12 protein-coding genes and 1 tRNA gene are annotated in these 14,361 nt (G+C 61.3%); 8 read left to right on the top strand and 5 right to left on the bottom strand.

The window, feature by feature from the left end; genetic code table 11:
- Nucleotides 1-171: 171 nt before the first annotated feature.
- The gene (locus AC6JBC_RS04695; RefSeq protein ID WP_498025655.1) at nt 172-2,832 is read right to left on the bottom strand and encodes a GAF domain-containing hybrid sensor histidine kinase/response regulator; all 2,661 of its coding nucleotides are present in this window, start codon (nt 2,830-2,832) and stop codon (nt 172-174) included.
- A 544-nt stretch (nt 2,833-3,376) separates the two neighbouring features.
- Here AC6JBC_RS04695 and AC6JBC_RS04690 point away from each other — a divergent pair.
- On the top strand, nt 3,377-4,366 hold the full coding sequence (locus AC6JBC_RS04690; protein WP_498026000.1) for a LacI family DNA-binding transcriptional regulator: 990 nt from the start codon (nt 3,377-3,379) through the stop codon (nt 4,364-4,366).
- On the opposite strand, the gene AC6JBC_RS04685 is transcribed toward AC6JBC_RS04690, so the two are convergent.
- Together AC6JBC_RS04685 and AC6JBC_RS04680 are read right to left on the bottom strand one after the other, a co-directional pair.
- On the bottom strand, nt 4,363-5,220 hold the full coding sequence (locus AC6JBC_RS04685; RefSeq protein WP_498025653.1) for an SMP-30/gluconolactonase/LRE family protein: 858 nt from the start codon (nt 5,218-5,220) through the stop codon (nt 4,363-4,365). The genes AC6JBC_RS04690 and AC6JBC_RS04685 overlap by 4 nt on opposite strands.
- Before the next feature lie 3 nt (nt 5,221-5,223).
- Nucleotides 5,224-6,318, bottom strand: a complete 1,095-nt coding sequence (locus AC6JBC_RS04680; protein WP_498025652.1) for an aldose epimerase family protein — start codon at nt 6,316-6,318, stop codon at nt 5,224-5,226.
- A 165-nt stretch (nt 6,319-6,483) separates the two neighbouring features.
- Here AC6JBC_RS04680 and AC6JBC_RS04675 point away from each other — a divergent pair, with 165 nt between their 5' ends.
- Nucleotides 6,484-7,788, top strand: coding sequence for a sugar MFS transporter (locus tag AC6JBC_RS04675; RefSeq protein WP_498025651.1), 1,305 nt, complete (start codon nt 6,484-6,486; stop codon nt 7,786-7,788).
- 66 nt (nt 7,789-7,854) lie between these two features.
- Here the strand turns inward: AC6JBC_RS04675 and AC6JBC_RS04670 are convergent, their stop codons facing one another.
- Nucleotides 7,855-8,748, bottom strand: a complete 894-nt coding sequence (locus tag AC6JBC_RS04670; protein WP_498025650.1) for an N-formylglutamate amidohydrolase — start codon at nt 8,746-8,748, stop codon at nt 7,855-7,857.
- Between the two features lie 147 nt (nt 8,749-8,895).
- Here AC6JBC_RS04670 and cpdR point away from each other — a divergent pair, with 147 nt between their 5' ends.
- Nucleotides 8,896-9,273, top strand: coding sequence for a cell cycle two-component system response regulator CpdR (cpdR, locus tag AC6JBC_RS04665; RefSeq protein ID WP_464787106.1), 378 nt, complete (start codon nt 8,896-8,898; stop codon nt 9,271-9,273).
- Nucleotides 9,274-9,280: 7 nt separating this feature from the next.
- Here the strand turns inward: cpdR and AC6JBC_RS04660 are convergent, their stop codons facing one another.
- Entirely contained in the window at nt 9,281-10,615 is a 1,335-nt protein-coding gene (locus tag AC6JBC_RS04660; protein ID WP_498025649.1) for a dicarboxylate/amino acid:cation symporter, read from the bottom strand.
- A 128-nt stretch (nt 10,616-10,743) separates the two neighbouring features.
- On the opposite strand from AC6JBC_RS04660, the gene AC6JBC_RS04655 reads away from it, so the two are divergent.
- The 5 genes from AC6JBC_RS04655 (at nt 10,744) to AC6JBC_RS04635 (ending at nt 13,630) form a co-directional block, all read left to right on the top strand.
- A tRNA-Val gene (locus AC6JBC_RS04655) sits at nt 10,744-10,818 on the top strand.
- Nucleotides 10,819-11,363: 545 nt separating this feature from the next.
- Entirely contained in the window at nt 11,364-12,401 is a 1,038-nt protein-coding gene (locus AC6JBC_RS04650) for a tyrosine-type recombinase/integrase (RefSeq protein WP_498025647.1), read from the top strand.
- A 107-nt stretch (nt 12,402-12,508) separates the two neighbouring features.
- A complete protein-coding gene (locus AC6JBC_RS04645) occupies nt 12,509-12,736 on the top strand; it encodes an AbrB/MazE/SpoVT family DNA-binding domain-containing protein (RefSeq protein ID WP_498025999.1) in 228 nt (75 codons plus the stop codon).
- 3 nt (nt 12,737-12,739) lie between these two features.
- Nucleotides 12,740-13,120, top strand: coding sequence for a type II toxin-antitoxin system death-on-curing family toxin (locus AC6JBC_RS04640; protein ID WP_498025645.1), 381 nt, complete (start codon nt 12,740-12,742; stop codon nt 13,118-13,120).
- Between the two features lie 228 nt (nt 13,121-13,348).
- Complete coding sequence (locus AC6JBC_RS04635; RefSeq protein WP_498025643.1) at nt 13,349-13,630, top strand: NIF family HAD-type phosphatase; 282 nt, start codon at nt 13,349-13,351, stop codon at nt 13,628-13,630.
- Nucleotides 13,631-14,361 lie beyond the last annotated feature (731 nt).

The raw sequence follows: 14,361 nt of genomic DNA, 5'->3' as shown, positions 1-14,361 counted from the left end.
CCGGACTTCGTGCATCTGTGCGGGAGTTAACGCGCGAGTAACATCGGTCATCCCAGCGAAGGCTGGGATCTGGGGCGATATGGCGCTGCACCTCCTGAGATCCCAGCTTTCGCTCGGATGACGACGCATTGGTGTGCGCTTTTGGAGGGCCGGATTAGCATGCCGACTTGATCAGCTTTGATCGATGAGGTCGCGTAAGCGGCTTGCCAGTTCCTGTAATGTGAACGGTTTTGCGAGCAGGGAGATGTCCGGGTCCAGCTTTCCGTCGCGCAGGAAACCATCGCGGGTGTAGCCGCTGGTATAGAGGATCTTGAGGTCAGGTCTCAATGCGCGGGCCTTTTCGCTCAGCTCCTTGCCGGACATTCCCGGCATGACCACATCGGTGAAAAGCAGGTCGATCGGCTGATCATCCGCTTCGATCAGGCGCAGTGCAGCGTTGCCGTCGGCTGCCTCCAGAGCCCGGTAGCCAAGTTCGCGCAGAGTCTCGACGGAATAAGCGCGCACGCCATCGTCATCTTCCACCACCAATATGGTTTCGCCATTGGCTGACAAGTCGTGCGGGGCGGCCTTTTCATCCTGCGCCTCATCCGCCTCTCCGATAAAGCGCGGCAGGTAGATTTTTACCGTGGTCCCCTGCCCCTGTTTCGACAGCACTTCGACATGGCCGCCCGACTGCTTGACGAAGCCGTAGACCTGGCTGAGGCCTAGCCCCGTGCCCCGGCCGATTTCCTTGGTGGTGAAAAAGGGTTCGAAGATGCGCGTCAGCACGAGGGGCGCCATGCCCGTACCGGTGTCGCTGACCGCAACCATCACATAATTGCCCGGCGTCACGTCACCACAAGCGGCGGCATAGCCGCTGTCCAGATGTGCGTTCCCGGTTTCGATCGTCAGCGTCCCGCCGTCCGCCATGGCATCGCGGGCATTCACCGCGAGGTTCAGCAGCGTACTTTCGATCTGGTTGGGATCAGCCTCTACCAGCCATAGATGCGGGCCGCTCACCGTTTTCAGCTCGATAAGTTCGCCAAGGGCGCGCTTCAGCAGGTCCGAAAGTCCGTCCACCACCCGGTCGAGGTAAAGTGGCTTGGGCGACAAGGGTTGCCGCCGGGAAAAGGCGAGCAGCCGCTGGGTGAGCGAGGCCGCACGCTCCGCCCCCTGCCGCGCATTGGCGATCGCGCGGCTGATCTTGGCCGCATCCGATCCCTTTTCCAGATTGCGCTGCGCCAATTCGATATTGCCGTTGATGACGGTCAGCAGATTGTTGAAATCATGCGCGATGCCGCCGGTGAGTTGTCCCACCGCCTCCATCTTCTGCGCCTGACGCAGCTGTTCCTCGACCGCCCGCTTTTCGGTGAGGTCGCGCGTCACCTTTGCAAAGCCGATCAGACGGCCGTGATCGTCATGAATGGCATCGACGATGATACTGGCCCAGAATTCGGACCCGTCCTTGCGCACCCGCCAGCCTTCAGCCTCAAACCGCCCGGCGCTGGCCGCGACCTGAAGGGTGCGCACTGGCATGCCCGCTTGCTGGTCCGGATCAGTGTAGAAGCAGGAGAAGTGCCGCCCGACGATTTCATGGGCCGTATAGCCCTTGATCCGTTCCGCCCCGGCATTCCAGTTAGTGATCGTGCCGTTCGCGTCCAGCATGCACATGGCGTAATCGGTCACGCCCTGAACCAGCAGGCCGAAGCGCCGCTCGCTTTGTTCCAGTTCGCGGAAGGCGGCGCGGATCTGCTCGGTACGCTGTTCGATCCGCTGTTCCAGCGTGGCGTTCAGCTGGCGCAATTCCCCTTCCGCCACCGTTCGCGCCGCGATTTCCCGCTGCGCCTTATGGTGGAGGCGGGCATTATCGATAGCGATCGACGCGTGCCCGGCGACACCGGCCATGATCTTTTCATGTTCGGCGGTGAAGCGACCGGGCAGATGATGACCGAAAAAGAGGCCGCCCTGCACTTCGCCGCTTTGCGAGATGACCGGCACCGCGAGATAGCTGGTGACGGGCAAGTGACCGGGCGGCATGCCCTTGTGCGGGGCGTTGTGGCCGTAACGAGCGTCCTGCCGTATATTGTCGGACCGGACGATGCCCTCCCCCAGGAACGTGGGTGCGAAAACGGCCGTGTTGCGCGGCATGGGAAAGTCGGCAAAGGCTTCCCTTGGAACGCCCGAAAGGCTGTAGAGCATGTAGCTCTCACCATGTTGGTCGATCAGATTATAGAAAAAGGCGCCGAATTCAGCGCCGGTCAGTTCCACGGCGGCGTCGGTGATCGTCTGAACGACTATGTCCAGATTTGACTCGGCGGCGACAGCGGCACCTATGCGATTGATGATCTCGAACGAGGTCTGCAACGACACGTTGCGCACGGCGGCCCCGACAAGCCGGGCAAGCTGGCCGAGCAAGTCGACCGAAAAATCGTCCGGCGCATTTGCCCGCGACCAATAGGCACCGATCGCCATCGGCTGCGATCCGGTTTCGACCGGCGTCATCACCATGCTGCGGACGAAGGTGTCCGCGTACAGATGATGGGGAACGCGCGCGTCGGCGAAAATATCGGGGATGACCGCCGCCTCCCCATGCGCCATCACCCAGCCGGAAACACAGGCTGAACGTGGGAATCTTTGCCCCTTCCACAGCGGTTCGACGGCATCTTCGGCGACGTAGAGGCAGTCATCGCCGTCCGCCAGCACGACCGTGATGCCCTGCGCCCCCGCGATGACCCGCGCCGCCGTCCGCACGACTTCCACCACGTCCTCCAGCGAACGGGCGTTCGCCAGACGCTCCGCTGCCGCGAACAATGGCGTCCATCGGTGAGGAGCGTCTTGAGCAGGCAGCAACATGTCCAATAGAACAGCCTTCGGGAAATGGGCCGGTGCAGCATAACGCTTTGTTTTTGAACCGCCAACCACCCGAATGCCCGGAAGAAGGTGAAAAGCTCTTAACCCTTGTTGCATAAACGGGGGTTGAGGGAGGTCAGGTCGGTAAGGCGAGCAATCGGTTATGATAACGCCGAGGCAGAACGAGCGATTCGCGTTGTTCCGCAAAATGGCCGGGAGGCGGCATGGCGAACATGGACCGCCTGCGCCAGATGCCCGCCGAGGTTTCGATGATAAAGGGAAAGCGCATCCCGGACAGCCGCGTGCTCGTGCAGTTAGCCCGTAGCCGTCCGGGATGACCTCATCGCCATTCAGGGAATGACAACGCTGTCTTTCTTTAGACATTTGACGTGATCGATCAAGTCCCTTTTTGCCTTGGAAGCCGAAATCCGGCGCGATGCTTGGCTTCGTGCGCCTCAGCCTTGTGCCGGGCGGCATTTCCGTGCCAAGGCCGGAAGAATGCGTCGGGGCTGTCACACAGGATTGGGCGAAATTCGCCGGGAGTTTCATGGCCAGCATCAATGATGTGGCGGCACTGGCGCGCGTTTCGATCAAGACGGTCTCGCGCGTGGTCAACAAGGCGCCCAATGTCAGCGAGGAACTGCGGGACCGTGTGACCGCGGCGATAGCGGAGCTGGACTATCGCCCGAACCAGTCCGCGCGGAGGCTGGCTGGCGGTCGGTCTTTCATGATCGCCTTCCTCTACAATAATCCGGTGGCAAGCTACATCAGCGGCATTCAGGCGGGTGCCGTCAACCGGTGCCGGGAACTGGGCTATCATCTGGTGGTCGAGCTGATCCCGCTGGCGGGTGAGGAGCGGTTCGACATATTGGAGGGGCTTGCGGCGGCGCTGCGTCCGGATGGCGTATTCCTGGCCCCGCCGCTGTCCGACGATCCCGCCGTGCTGGAATGGCTTGCTGGCAAGAAATTGCCCTGCGCCCGGATCGCGGGGCCGAATGGGGCGCAGAGCCTGAATATCGTGACGCCGGAATGGGCTGCCGGACGGATGGTGGCCGATCATCTGCTTGGCCTGGGCCATCGCCGGATCGGCGTCATCACGCCGCCGCCCGGCCATGAGGCAGCGACGCATCGCGTGGACGGGTTTCGCGAGGGGCTGGCGGCAGCGGGGCTGGCGGAGGAGCGTGAATTGTTCGTCGAGGGCGGGTTCGACTATCCGTCGGGGATCGCGGCAGGCGAGATGCTGTTAGGGCTGGCAGAGCCGCCGACCGCGATCTTTGCGACCAACGACGACATGGCGCTGGGCGTTCTGCAACTGGCGCGGCAACGGGGCTTGAGGGTGCCGGATGATCTGTCAGTGGTAGGGTTTGACGATACGCCCGCCAGCGCGACCGCCTGGCCGCCGCTCACGACCGTGCGGCAACCGCTGGCGCAGATGGGCGCGGCCGTGATCGACGCGCTGATCAACCGGCCCGCCAAGGCGCCGCAGTTCGATTTCGAGTTGGTGCGGCGGGAAAGTTCCGCGCCGCCGACTGCCTAGCCTGCGTAGAGAGGCGTCGGCATGCCCTTCACGTCGGCGTCGACCTCAAACAGGCCGCCGTCATAGTCGCTGTCCGGCAATCCGACCGCCGCCGAACTCACGAACATGCGATCCAGCGCGGCGCCTGCAAAGCAGATGTTCGTCACCTGCTGCGCGGGCAAGGCGATGGCGCGGTCCAGTTTTCCATCCGGGGTGAAGCGGCTGATGCGGCTGCCGCCCCAATGGGCGATCCAGAGATGTCCTTCGGCATCCACGGTCATTCCGTCGGGATAGCCGTCCGCTTCGCCGAACTGGATGAAGATTTCTCGCGCGGAAAGGCCGCCGCCCTCGGTGCGGGCGAAGCGGTAGACGGTTCGGCGTGCGCTGTCGGTGTGATAAAGCCAGTTGCCGCAGGGCGAAAAGGCGGGGCCGTTGGGCACGCGATAGCCGCTGTCCATCTCAATCCAGCGTCCGTCCGGGTCCAGCCGGTAGAAGGCGCCGCTGTCCGCTTCCTGCTCCATGTCCATCGTGCCGCACCAGATACGCCCTTGCGCATCCGCCTTGCCATCGTTCATGCGATTGCCGGGCAAATGCTGTTCAGGATCACCGAACGGCTCGATCGTCAGCGGATCGAGGGAAAGCCGCGCGAAACCACTCTGCAATCCGGCGATGAAGCCGCCGCCCTGCCGTTCGGCAACCCAGCCGATCGGCTCCGGCATGACCCAGCGGTCGATGCTGCCATCCGTCAGCGACAGGCGATTGAGCGCGGGGGCGATGATGTCGGTCCAATAAACCGCATTGTCGCGCGCGGACCAGAGAGTGCCCTCGCCCAGCATGTCGCGCATGTCGCGCTTGATGAGTTGCCATTGCGCCATGGGTCAGCGCTTTACCGAGAGGCGATAGATCATGACGTGGCGATAGGGCTTGCCGGGATCGACCCGAGCCGAAGGGAAGTTTGCATGGTTGGGCGCGTCGGGGAAATTCTGCGGCTCAAGCGCGAAGCCGTCGCCCATGCGATAGAGATGACTGTTTTTACCAAGGAATGTCCCGTCGAGAAAATTGCCGGAGTAGAATTGAAGTCCAGGCTCCGTGCTCAGCACTTCAAGCACGCGTCCTGACCCAGGGTCCTCAAGACGCGCAGCCAGTTCCGGCGTCGCCGTCTGCCCCTTGTCCAGCACCCAATTATGATCATAGCCCCGCCCGAACGTGATTTGCTGATCCCTGCCGTCGCGCACGGCATCATCGACGCGGCGAGGCGCGCGGAAGTCGAAGGGCGTTTCCGCGACCGGCCTGATCTCGCCGGTGGGAATGAGGCCCGCATCGACGGGCGTGTAAGCTTTGGCGGGTATCGTCAGCAAATGACCAAGGGCGCCGCCCGGTGCGCCCTCGCCCGCCAGATTGAATATGGCATGGTTAGTGAGGTTGACGATCGTGGGCTTGCTCGCCTTCGCCTCGAAACTGATGGTCAGGCCGCCGCTTTCGTCCAGTGCGTAGCTGATGCGGGTGTCAAGCTGGCCAGGATAGCCCGCCTCCCCGTCCGGGCTGCTGTAGGAGAGGACGATTTCGGGCCGTGGTTCGCGGCGAACCGACACGACCTTCCAGACCTGCTTGTCGAACCCCTTGCCGCCGCCGTGCAACGTATTGCCCTTGTCATTGAGGGGCAGCTGGTAGGTCTGACCATCCAGAGTGAACCGGCCATGCCCGATACGGTTGGCATAGCGGCCAACGGTCACGCCAAAATAATCGGGCCGAGCCAGATAACCCGCCAGATCATCATAACCGAGCAGTATATCGGCCTGCTTGCCGTCACGATCCGGCCCGCTGAATGACTGCAAGGTCGCGCCATAGGTGAGGATGCGAGCCGAAACGCCATGTCCGTTGGAGAGCGTGATCGCTTCGATAGCCGTACCATCAGGAAGCTGCCCTGCGGGAGCGCGGCTGGCTTCACCCGCCCATGCGGACGTGCTTGCCATCAGACATGCAAAATAATAGGACGACGATGTTCGAAAAGCATGGCTGATCCAGCCCCTCTGCATACGATCCCCCTATCGCCGGGGTATATTGACGCCCGACCGGCAGCTATATACTCGGACAAATTGAAGCAGCACAAGCCTGTTAGCGCCTGTTGGAGAAGATGAATGCCTGCACCTCCCTCATCATCAGCCACTCTGACTGCGGACCATCATCCCGCCACCCGTTACGGGCCTGCCCTGACGCTACTGGCAAGCCTGTTCTTCATGTGGGGCTTCATCACCGTCATCAACAACACGTTGCTGCCGCATCTGCGCAGCGTGTTCGAACTGAACTATACCCAGACAACGTTGATCGAATCCGTCTGGTTCATCGCCTACTTCGTGGCATCCATCCCCTCGGCCAAGCTGATCGAACGCGTCGGGTATCAAAAGTCGCTGGTGATCGGCCTGCTGATCATGGCGGCGGGATCATTGGGCATGATGTTGGCGGCCAGCCTGCCATCCTATGGCGTCACACTGGCCATGCTATTCATCATCGCATGCGGCATCACGCTGTTGCAGGTCGCGGCCAACCCCTATGTGGCGGTCGTCGGCAAGCCGGAGACGGCCTCTTCGCGCCTCAATCTGGTGCAGGCGATGAACTCGGCCGGTACGATGCTCGCGCCGCTTTTCGGCGCCTATCTGATCCTTGGCCGTTCAAAGGGCGGCACATCGAGCGCGGACATCGTCCTGACCCAGGCGGAACGGCTGGCGGATGCGCAATCGGTTATCCTTCCCTATGGTCTGGTTGCCGCGGTCCTGCTGGTCCTGGCGGTCGTGATCGCCCGTTTCCCGCTGCCCGCCATGGGTTCGTCCACCGCGCGCCTGGCGAAGGAGGAGCGCAAGAACCACTCGCTCTGGGCGCATCGCAACCTGGTGTTCGGCGTCCCCGCCATCTTCATTTACCTGATCGCGGAAATCGGCGTCGCCAACCTCTTTGTGAACTTTGTCAGCCAGCCTGACATCGCCAACCTGACCCATGAACAGGCAGGCCGCTATCTGAGCTTCCTGTGGGGCGGCATGATGGTCGGCCGTTTCGTGGGATCGGCGATCATGCAGAAGGTGGACGCGGGCAAGGTGCTGGCGGCCTTCGCGACCGGGTCGTTCATCGTGATGCTTGTCGCGGTCTTCAGCCACGGGCCGGTCGCCATGTGGGCGCTGATCCTGGTGGGCCTGGGCCATTCGATCATGTTCCCGACCATCTTCACCCTGGGCATCCGTGGCCTGGGGCCGCTGACCGAGGAAGGATCGGGCCTGCTGATCATGGCGATCGCTGGCGGGTCGCTGGTGGTGGTACAGGGATGGCTGGCCGACAATTATGGCCTGCAGAACAGCTTCCTGCTGACGGCCGTCTGCGAACTCTACATCCTCTTCTATGCCCTTTGGGGCTCAAGACCCACGCACGCGCTGCCTGATCAGCATCTGGAATGATGCGCGCATAGCGGTATCAAGCGAAGGCCGGGATGCATGGTGCACCCCGGCCTTTTGCATATGCGGCTATTCAGCGGCGAGCGGATAGGCGGCGCGTGGCGCTTCGCTGGCCAGCGCGTCGATCAAGGATCTGATGGCCAACTGAACCCTTGGCAAGCCGGGGCCGGGATTGTCCAGAGCGGCATCCAGATAGAGGCTGCGATCGACCTCCACCTGCAAAGCGTAGAAGTCATGGGCCGGATGCCCATGGCGTTCGATCATATGGTCACCCGCATAGGGATGATTCTGCGCCACCGTCAGCCCATGCCCCTCCAGCACATCGGCCGCCAGCGTCATGAGCCGCGCCGACGCAGCCCGGCCAAAGCGATCCCCGAGCACCACGCTGGGCGCAGGCTGTCCGGCAGCAGCAGCGGGGAGCGGCGGCATCGAATGGAGATCGATCAGCACGGCGTGGCCATGGACTTCCCGCGCCGCCCGCATCATGCGGGTCAATGTGTCATGGTAGGGCCGATGGATCGTGTCGATCCGCCGACGGACTTCGTCCCACCCTACCGGCCGCTGCCACAGTTCATAGGCGCCCGGCAGGCGACGGGGTAGAAGGCCAAGGCCGCCGCGCAGCTTCGCGCTGCTCTGAAGGGGGACGTCGCGGGGCAGGCCCGTCACCATCGCGGGATCGATTTCCCGTTCATGGCGATTGAGGTCGATCATCGCACGCGGGGCGCGCGCGACAAGCACATGATAGCCTCGCTCAATCAACGGATGAGCAAGCAGATCGGCCCAGCGATCCTCCAGCCGCCGCAATATGTCCGGCGCGACTCTGGCGGTGCCCAGCAGAGCGGGACCATATTCGCGCCCGGCATGGGGCACCGAAATAACCACCGGAGCGATCGGGCGATCCGATCCGTAAAGATCATGAGAGGCTGTGGATTGGGCCGGAGCGCGCGGTGCGGAATAGCTCAAATCATCTCCTTCCACAGGGCGCGGCAAAAATGGTTACCCGGCTGGATATATATGCTGGTTGTCGCATATAATGGCATACAGCGCCACCCGCGAGGGGTGCCGCACGAGATCGGCCGACACCGGCCAGAGACGAGATTGATCCAAGCGATGGTTCGAATTTTGCTGGCCGAGGATGATGACAGCATGCGCGTCTATCTCGCCCGCGCGCTGGAGCGGTCGGGATATGAGGTGGTGGCGGTCGCCACCGGCGCGCAGGCCGTGCCGCATATCGACGACGATCATTTCGACCTGTTGCTGACCGACATCGTCATGCCCGAGATGGACGGCATCGAACTTGCCCAGCATGCGGCCACGGTCGCGCCGGACATGCGGATCATGTTCATCACCGGCTTTGCCGCCGTGACGTTGAAGGCTGGAAAAGCGGTGCCGCAGGCCAAGGTGCTGTCCAAGCCCTTCCACCTGCGCGATCTGGTGCTGGAGATCGACCGGCTCTTCGGCAGCACCAGCTTGAGCGAGCTGAACTGAAAGCCGCTTAGCCGGGAACGACTTCTTCCATGTCGGGGGTCGGAGGCAGTGCTTCTCCTGCCATGGCAGCCGCGAATCGATCGCGGTCGAGCCCCCTCTCCCACGCCGACACGACCACCGTCGCGACTGCATTGCCAACGAAGTTGGTGAGGCTGCGGCATTCGCTCATGAAACGATCGACGCCGAGGATCAAGGTCATGCCCGCGACCGGCACGGACGGGACGATCGAGAGCGTGGCGGCGAGCGTGATGAAGCCCGCGCCCGTGACGCCCGCCGCGCCCTTACTGGACAGCATGGCGACCAGCAGCAGCAGGATCTGGTCGCCGATGCTCAAATGGACGTTGGTCGCCTGGGCTATGAACAATGCCGCCAGCGTCATGTAGATGTTCGTGCCGTCGAGGTTGAAGCTGTATCCTGTCGGCACCACCAGCCCGACCACGGACTTGCGGCACCCTGCCCGCTCCATTTTCTCGATGAGACTGGGGAGTGCGGCTTCCGATGAAGATGTGCCGAGGACGAGCAGCAATTCCGCCTTCAGATAGCGGATCAGGTGCAGGATATTGAAGCCGATCAGCTTGGCGACAAGGCCCAGCACGACCAGCACGAACAACAATGATGTGAGGTAGAAGGTCGCGACCAATTCCGCGAGGTTCGCCAGTGCGCCCACGCCATATTTGCCGATGGTAAAGGCCATGGCGCCAAGCGCGCCTACAGGGGCGGCCTTCATCAGGATCGACACGAGCTTGAAAATGGCGTGGCTGGCGGATTCCAGTATCTGCATGAGCGGGTCCGCCCTCTCACCGATCAGGGTCAGGGCGATGCCGAACAATATGGCCACGAACAGCACCTGAAGGATGTTGTGACCATCCGCGACGGCCGAGATCAGCGTGGCGGGGATGATGTCCATGAGGAAGCCGGTGAGCGATCGGTCATGCGCCTGCTGCTGATATTCCGCGACCTTGCCCGCGTCGAGCGTCGCCGGATCGATGTTCAACCCCGCGCCCGGGTGCACGACATTGGCGACGATCAGCCCGACGATCAGCGCAAGGGTGGAAAAGGTGAGGAAGTAAGCGAATGCCTTTGCCGCCACCCGCCCGATCGCGCCCAGCTCCTTCATGCCCGCGATGCCGGTCACGATGGTGAGGAAGATGACCGGCGCGATGATCATCTTCACCAGCTTGATGAAGGCGTCGCCGAGCGGCTGGAGCGCAACGCCCGTTTGCGGGAAGAAATGGCCGATCAGGACCCCGATCGCGATGGCGGCGAGTACCTGCACGTAAAGCTGGCGGTAAAAGGGCAGAGGCATCGTCGCTCCGCCCGCTGCGTTGTGGATATCCTTCATGCGCGCCCGGCCGCCCCCTGTTTTCCCCGCACAATATGGGCTGCGCTCCCTCTGTCCAGAGAATTAGCTTTTAAGCGAATTTCGCGCTTGCACACCCCACCACCCCCGGCTATTGGCCCAACTCCCGTGGGCGTGTAGCTCAGTGGTAGAGCACTGTGTTGACATCGCAGGGGTCGCAAGTTCAATCCTTGCCACGCCCACCATCGAAAACCCCGTAAAACCTCAGGTTTTGCGGGGTTTTTGTTTACCTGAAGAAGGCGGCGAACCCTTCCGTGCCCAAGACATTTTTGGGCAAATTTTGGGCATATCGGTACCCCTTTGGGCAAATTCTGGGCATAAAAATGCCGGGCGACCCCAGCGAAGTTCCGATTCGCCAGCACCTCCCCCACACGGTTTCGCGAAGCCTCATGATGCCCCGTCGTCGACCGAAGGACAGGTCGTCACGCCGGTCATGCATGAGCCGCTTTTTGCAGCAGCGAAGCGGCGCTGTGACACGGCCGAGCAGGCAATCTCATCAGCGGGAAAAAGACGACACGCAGCCTCCGCTCCCCATAGAGCCCGCGATCCCCCAAAACAGACACAAGCCCCTCGGGTCCCGTGACATTCTGTGCAAGTCCGGCATGGCCACCGCCCTGCTGGCACCGGAATGCGCCAGACCTTCACGAAACAGGGCGTGCTCCACGTTCAGGAATGCGGATAATTTCCATGCGGCGGAGGCGCGAATTCACATGCGACTGGAAAAGATCACATGCTCTCAATCCGTACCCGTGGAAAGAAAGGCATTTACTACATCCGAGGCTCGGTTTCGCTTGGCGACAAGCATATCGAGGTCCAGGAGTTTAGCCTCAGGACAACCGATCGCGATGCGGCGGCCCATCTGATGGCGGAACATGAAACGAAGCTGCGCCACCAGCTCATGTTCGGTCCCGCTGCGCTCGTCGCTCAAGGCACCATCGCCGATGCCTTCGAGAGCTATCTGACAAAGGCCAAGCCTCCTTGCGCGTCCGACATCCTGCGCATCGGCAAACTGAATGGCATCATCGGCGACTTCAGCTTGCGCGAGCCGAAGCAGGCGTGGGAGCATTTTCGCCGCGCTTACCTTACCGGCCATGACCCGGGTGGTCAGGACCGCTATCGCTCGGTGTTTCAGGCGGCGATGAATGTCCATTACGATCTGCACGATCTTCCGCCGCTGCGGATCAAGGCAATCCCGTTCAACAATGAGCGGGTGCGCTTCCTTAGCAAGGAAGACCGCGATCGGCTGATCGCCGCCTATTCCCCTCACATCCAGCCGATCATCACCATGCTGGCTTTCCAGGGACCGCGGATCCAGACGGCGTTGCAGATTCCATGGGGCGTCGATGGAGTGGACATGAAGGAACGATCCATCCGGCTCAACCACAGCAAGAACGCGGTCATCAAATCGGTGCCGATGCATTCTCGCGTGTTCGATGTGCTCTGCCCCATATGGGAAAAGCGAGGACAGCCGACAAATGGCCATGTCTTCCTTAACCGGTTTGGCAAACCTTATTCGGATACGCGCAAGGCGAAGATCCCCGGGGGCAACCCGATCAAGAACCAGCATGCGACCGCCTGCACGCGTGCGGGGATCGAGGATTTCACCGTTCATGACTGGCGCCACCATTGGGCATCTCACTGCGTGATGGCTGGCATCGACCTCATCACCATCATGAACATGGGCGGCTGGAAATCACTGCGGATGGTCCAGCGCTATTCCAGCGTCAGCGTGGACCACATGCGCGATTCCATTAACAAATTGAGCTGAGCATACCGCCAGGGGAGCGAGATGCTGCGGATCATGACATTGCCCTGGGAAGAATGCCTGATCTGCCGCCCCTTGTTCCCCAGACTTACTTCTGTTATAACAGGCGTATGAACAGCGTTCTTAAAATTACGAAGATTGGAAACAGCGCGGGTGTCATCCTGCCCCGCGATGTTCTGGCCCACCTCAATGTCCAAGTGGGTGAAACCCTCTCGCTTGTGACGACTCCCCAAGGCATCGAGTTGAGTGCAGCTGCCCCGGATTTCGAAACCCAGATGGCCGCTGCTCGCGAAGTGATGCTTCGGCGCAAACGCGCACTGCGTGAACTTGCCAAATAGTCCATGCTGCACTGGATTTGGGTCACGGCAGTGGTGGCTATAGCAGCCCATGCCGAGCAAGTGACGGAGCATGGCGGAGATGACGGGATTCGCGACCGGGGCCTGCTTGATAGCGCCATAGCCCGACCGGTAAACTTGGCGGGTTATGGCGAACCCGATGTCGCGGATTTGGCCGCTGCCTATGCGTTCGGTATCGCTCAAAACCATCCGTTCGTGGACGGCAATAAAAGAACCGCGGCGGTAGTGAGCGAAACTTTCCTCATGCTCAATGGATACGAGTTGACCGCCACGGATGCCGAATTGGTGGTGGCCTTTATCGCCCTCGCTGGCGGCGAACTGTCAGAGGCGGAGATGGCTGATTGGTTTCGCCAGCACATCCAATAGGTCCCGACATTTAGCCGACGTGCTCGGACGAGCTTCCACTCACTTAGCCTGACTGACCGCCACTGAATGAGTTCGAACGGGGACGCGGCCCTCTAGCGAGGATCGTAATCATGATCTCACCCTTGCGAATGGCCGAACCCATACGCTGGGAGGTAAGTCTATATCCTTACGGTCAAAATCGACTACGCAACTTCAATGGACAGGGAAGCGCCAGACCTTGACAGGCCCTTGCTCATCCTTGATCTGGATGAGACGATGATTCATGCCAGACAGGAAGCGCTCGACCGCCCGGCGGACTTCCAAGTCTTCGGCTACCATGTTTATCGGCGGCCTTATCTCACCGACTTCCTTGACCGCGTTCGGTCCGATTTCGATCTGGCTGTCTGGTCGTCCGCCTCTGCCGATTATGTCACCGCCGTTGTCGAACATCTTTTCGGGACGGGCTATCCCCTGCGTTTCGTCTGGGGGCGGAGCCGCGCCACGTTGATGCGGCTCATGCCTGACGAATAGGGCTATGCCCATGATCCTTGGGATCACCGCCGTTATCTGAAGCCCCTCAAGAAGGTAAGGCGGATGGGGTGGCGTTTGGAACGGATGCTGATCCGTTTGGAACGGATGCTGATCGTCGATGACACCCCAGAGAAATCCGTCAGGAACTATGGAACGCGATTCATCCGCTTCCCTTCGAGGGGGATGATTCCGATGCCGAGCTTCTGCTGCTGGCGGACTACCTAGCGACGCTCAAGGATGAACCTAATGTGCGGCGAATTGAAAAGCGGCGTTGGCGCGAGTTGATCGCCGCTTCTGGGAACTGAACGGACGCGGGTAGGCACGCGGGATAGAGGATTTCACCGTCCGTGATTGGCGTCATCACTGGCCACCCGATTGTGTAACGCGTATTGATCATCAACATCATGAACATGGCCGACTGGAAGTCGCTCAGGCTGCTCAGCGCTGATATAGCGTAGCGTGGAGCACATTAGTGGGTCCATCGAAAGGTTAAATTGCAACGGTTCGCAAGGGCCGGGAAGTTTTGGAGCAGGCCACCCTGCATGCTCCACTTTCCCACACGCCAAGGATATGCGATTACGCACCTTCCGAAGTGCAGCGGCGCCGGCAAGTTTCCCGGCCCTCTAATCCGGAGCGTGCGCGCGCCGTAGACAGACCTTCAATGGAGATGGAGTCGTCCGGAGACGACAGCGCAAGCCGGTTACTGCCGTGTCGCCAAACCAATGTGTCAG

Source organism: Sphingobium sp. RC1, assembly GCF_059738765.1.
The sequence above is the reverse complement of the archived record's forward strand: the minus strand, read 5'-3'. Positions and strand labels throughout refer to the sequence as shown.

Bases quoted from the DNA above. Each gene is read 5' to 3' on its own strand.
- AC6JBC_RS04695 (WP_498025655.1), bottom strand. From the start codon at position 2,832: ATGTTGCTGCCTGCTCAAGACGCTCCTCACCGATGGACGCCATTGTTC.
- AC6JBC_RS04690 (WP_498026000.1), top strand. From the start codon at position 3,377: ATGGCCAGCATCAATGATGTGGCGGCACTGGCGCGCGTTTCGATCAAG.
- AC6JBC_RS04685 (WP_498025653.1), bottom strand. From the start codon at position 5,220: ATGGCGCAATGGCAACTCATCAAGCGCGACATGCGCGACATGCTGGGC.
- AC6JBC_RS04680 (WP_498025652.1), bottom strand. From the start codon at position 6,318: ATGGCAAGCACGTCCGCATGGGCGGGTGAAGCCAGCCGCGCTCCCGCA.
- AC6JBC_RS04675 (WP_498025651.1), top strand. From the start codon at position 6,484: ATGCCTGCACCTCCCTCATCATCAGCCACTCTGACTGCGGACCATCAT.
- cpdR (WP_464787106.1), top strand. From the start codon at position 8,896: ATGGTTCGAATTTTGCTGGCCGAGGATGATGACAGCATGCGCGTCTAT.
- AC6JBC_RS04660 (WP_498025649.1), bottom strand. From the start codon at position 10,615: ATGAAGGATATCCACAACGCAGCGGGCGGAGCGACGATGCCTCTGCCC.
- AC6JBC_RS04650 (WP_498025647.1), top strand. From the start codon at position 11,364: ATGCTCTCAATCCGTACCCGTGGAAAGAAAGGCATTTACTACATCCGA.
- AC6JBC_RS04645 (WP_498025999.1), top strand. From the start codon at position 12,509: ATGAACAGCGTTCTTAAAATTACGAAGATTGGAAACAGCGCGGGTGTC.
- AC6JBC_RS04640 (WP_498025645.1), top strand. From the start codon at position 12,740: ATGCTGCACTGGATTTGGGTCACGGCAGTGGTGGCTATAGCAGCCCAT.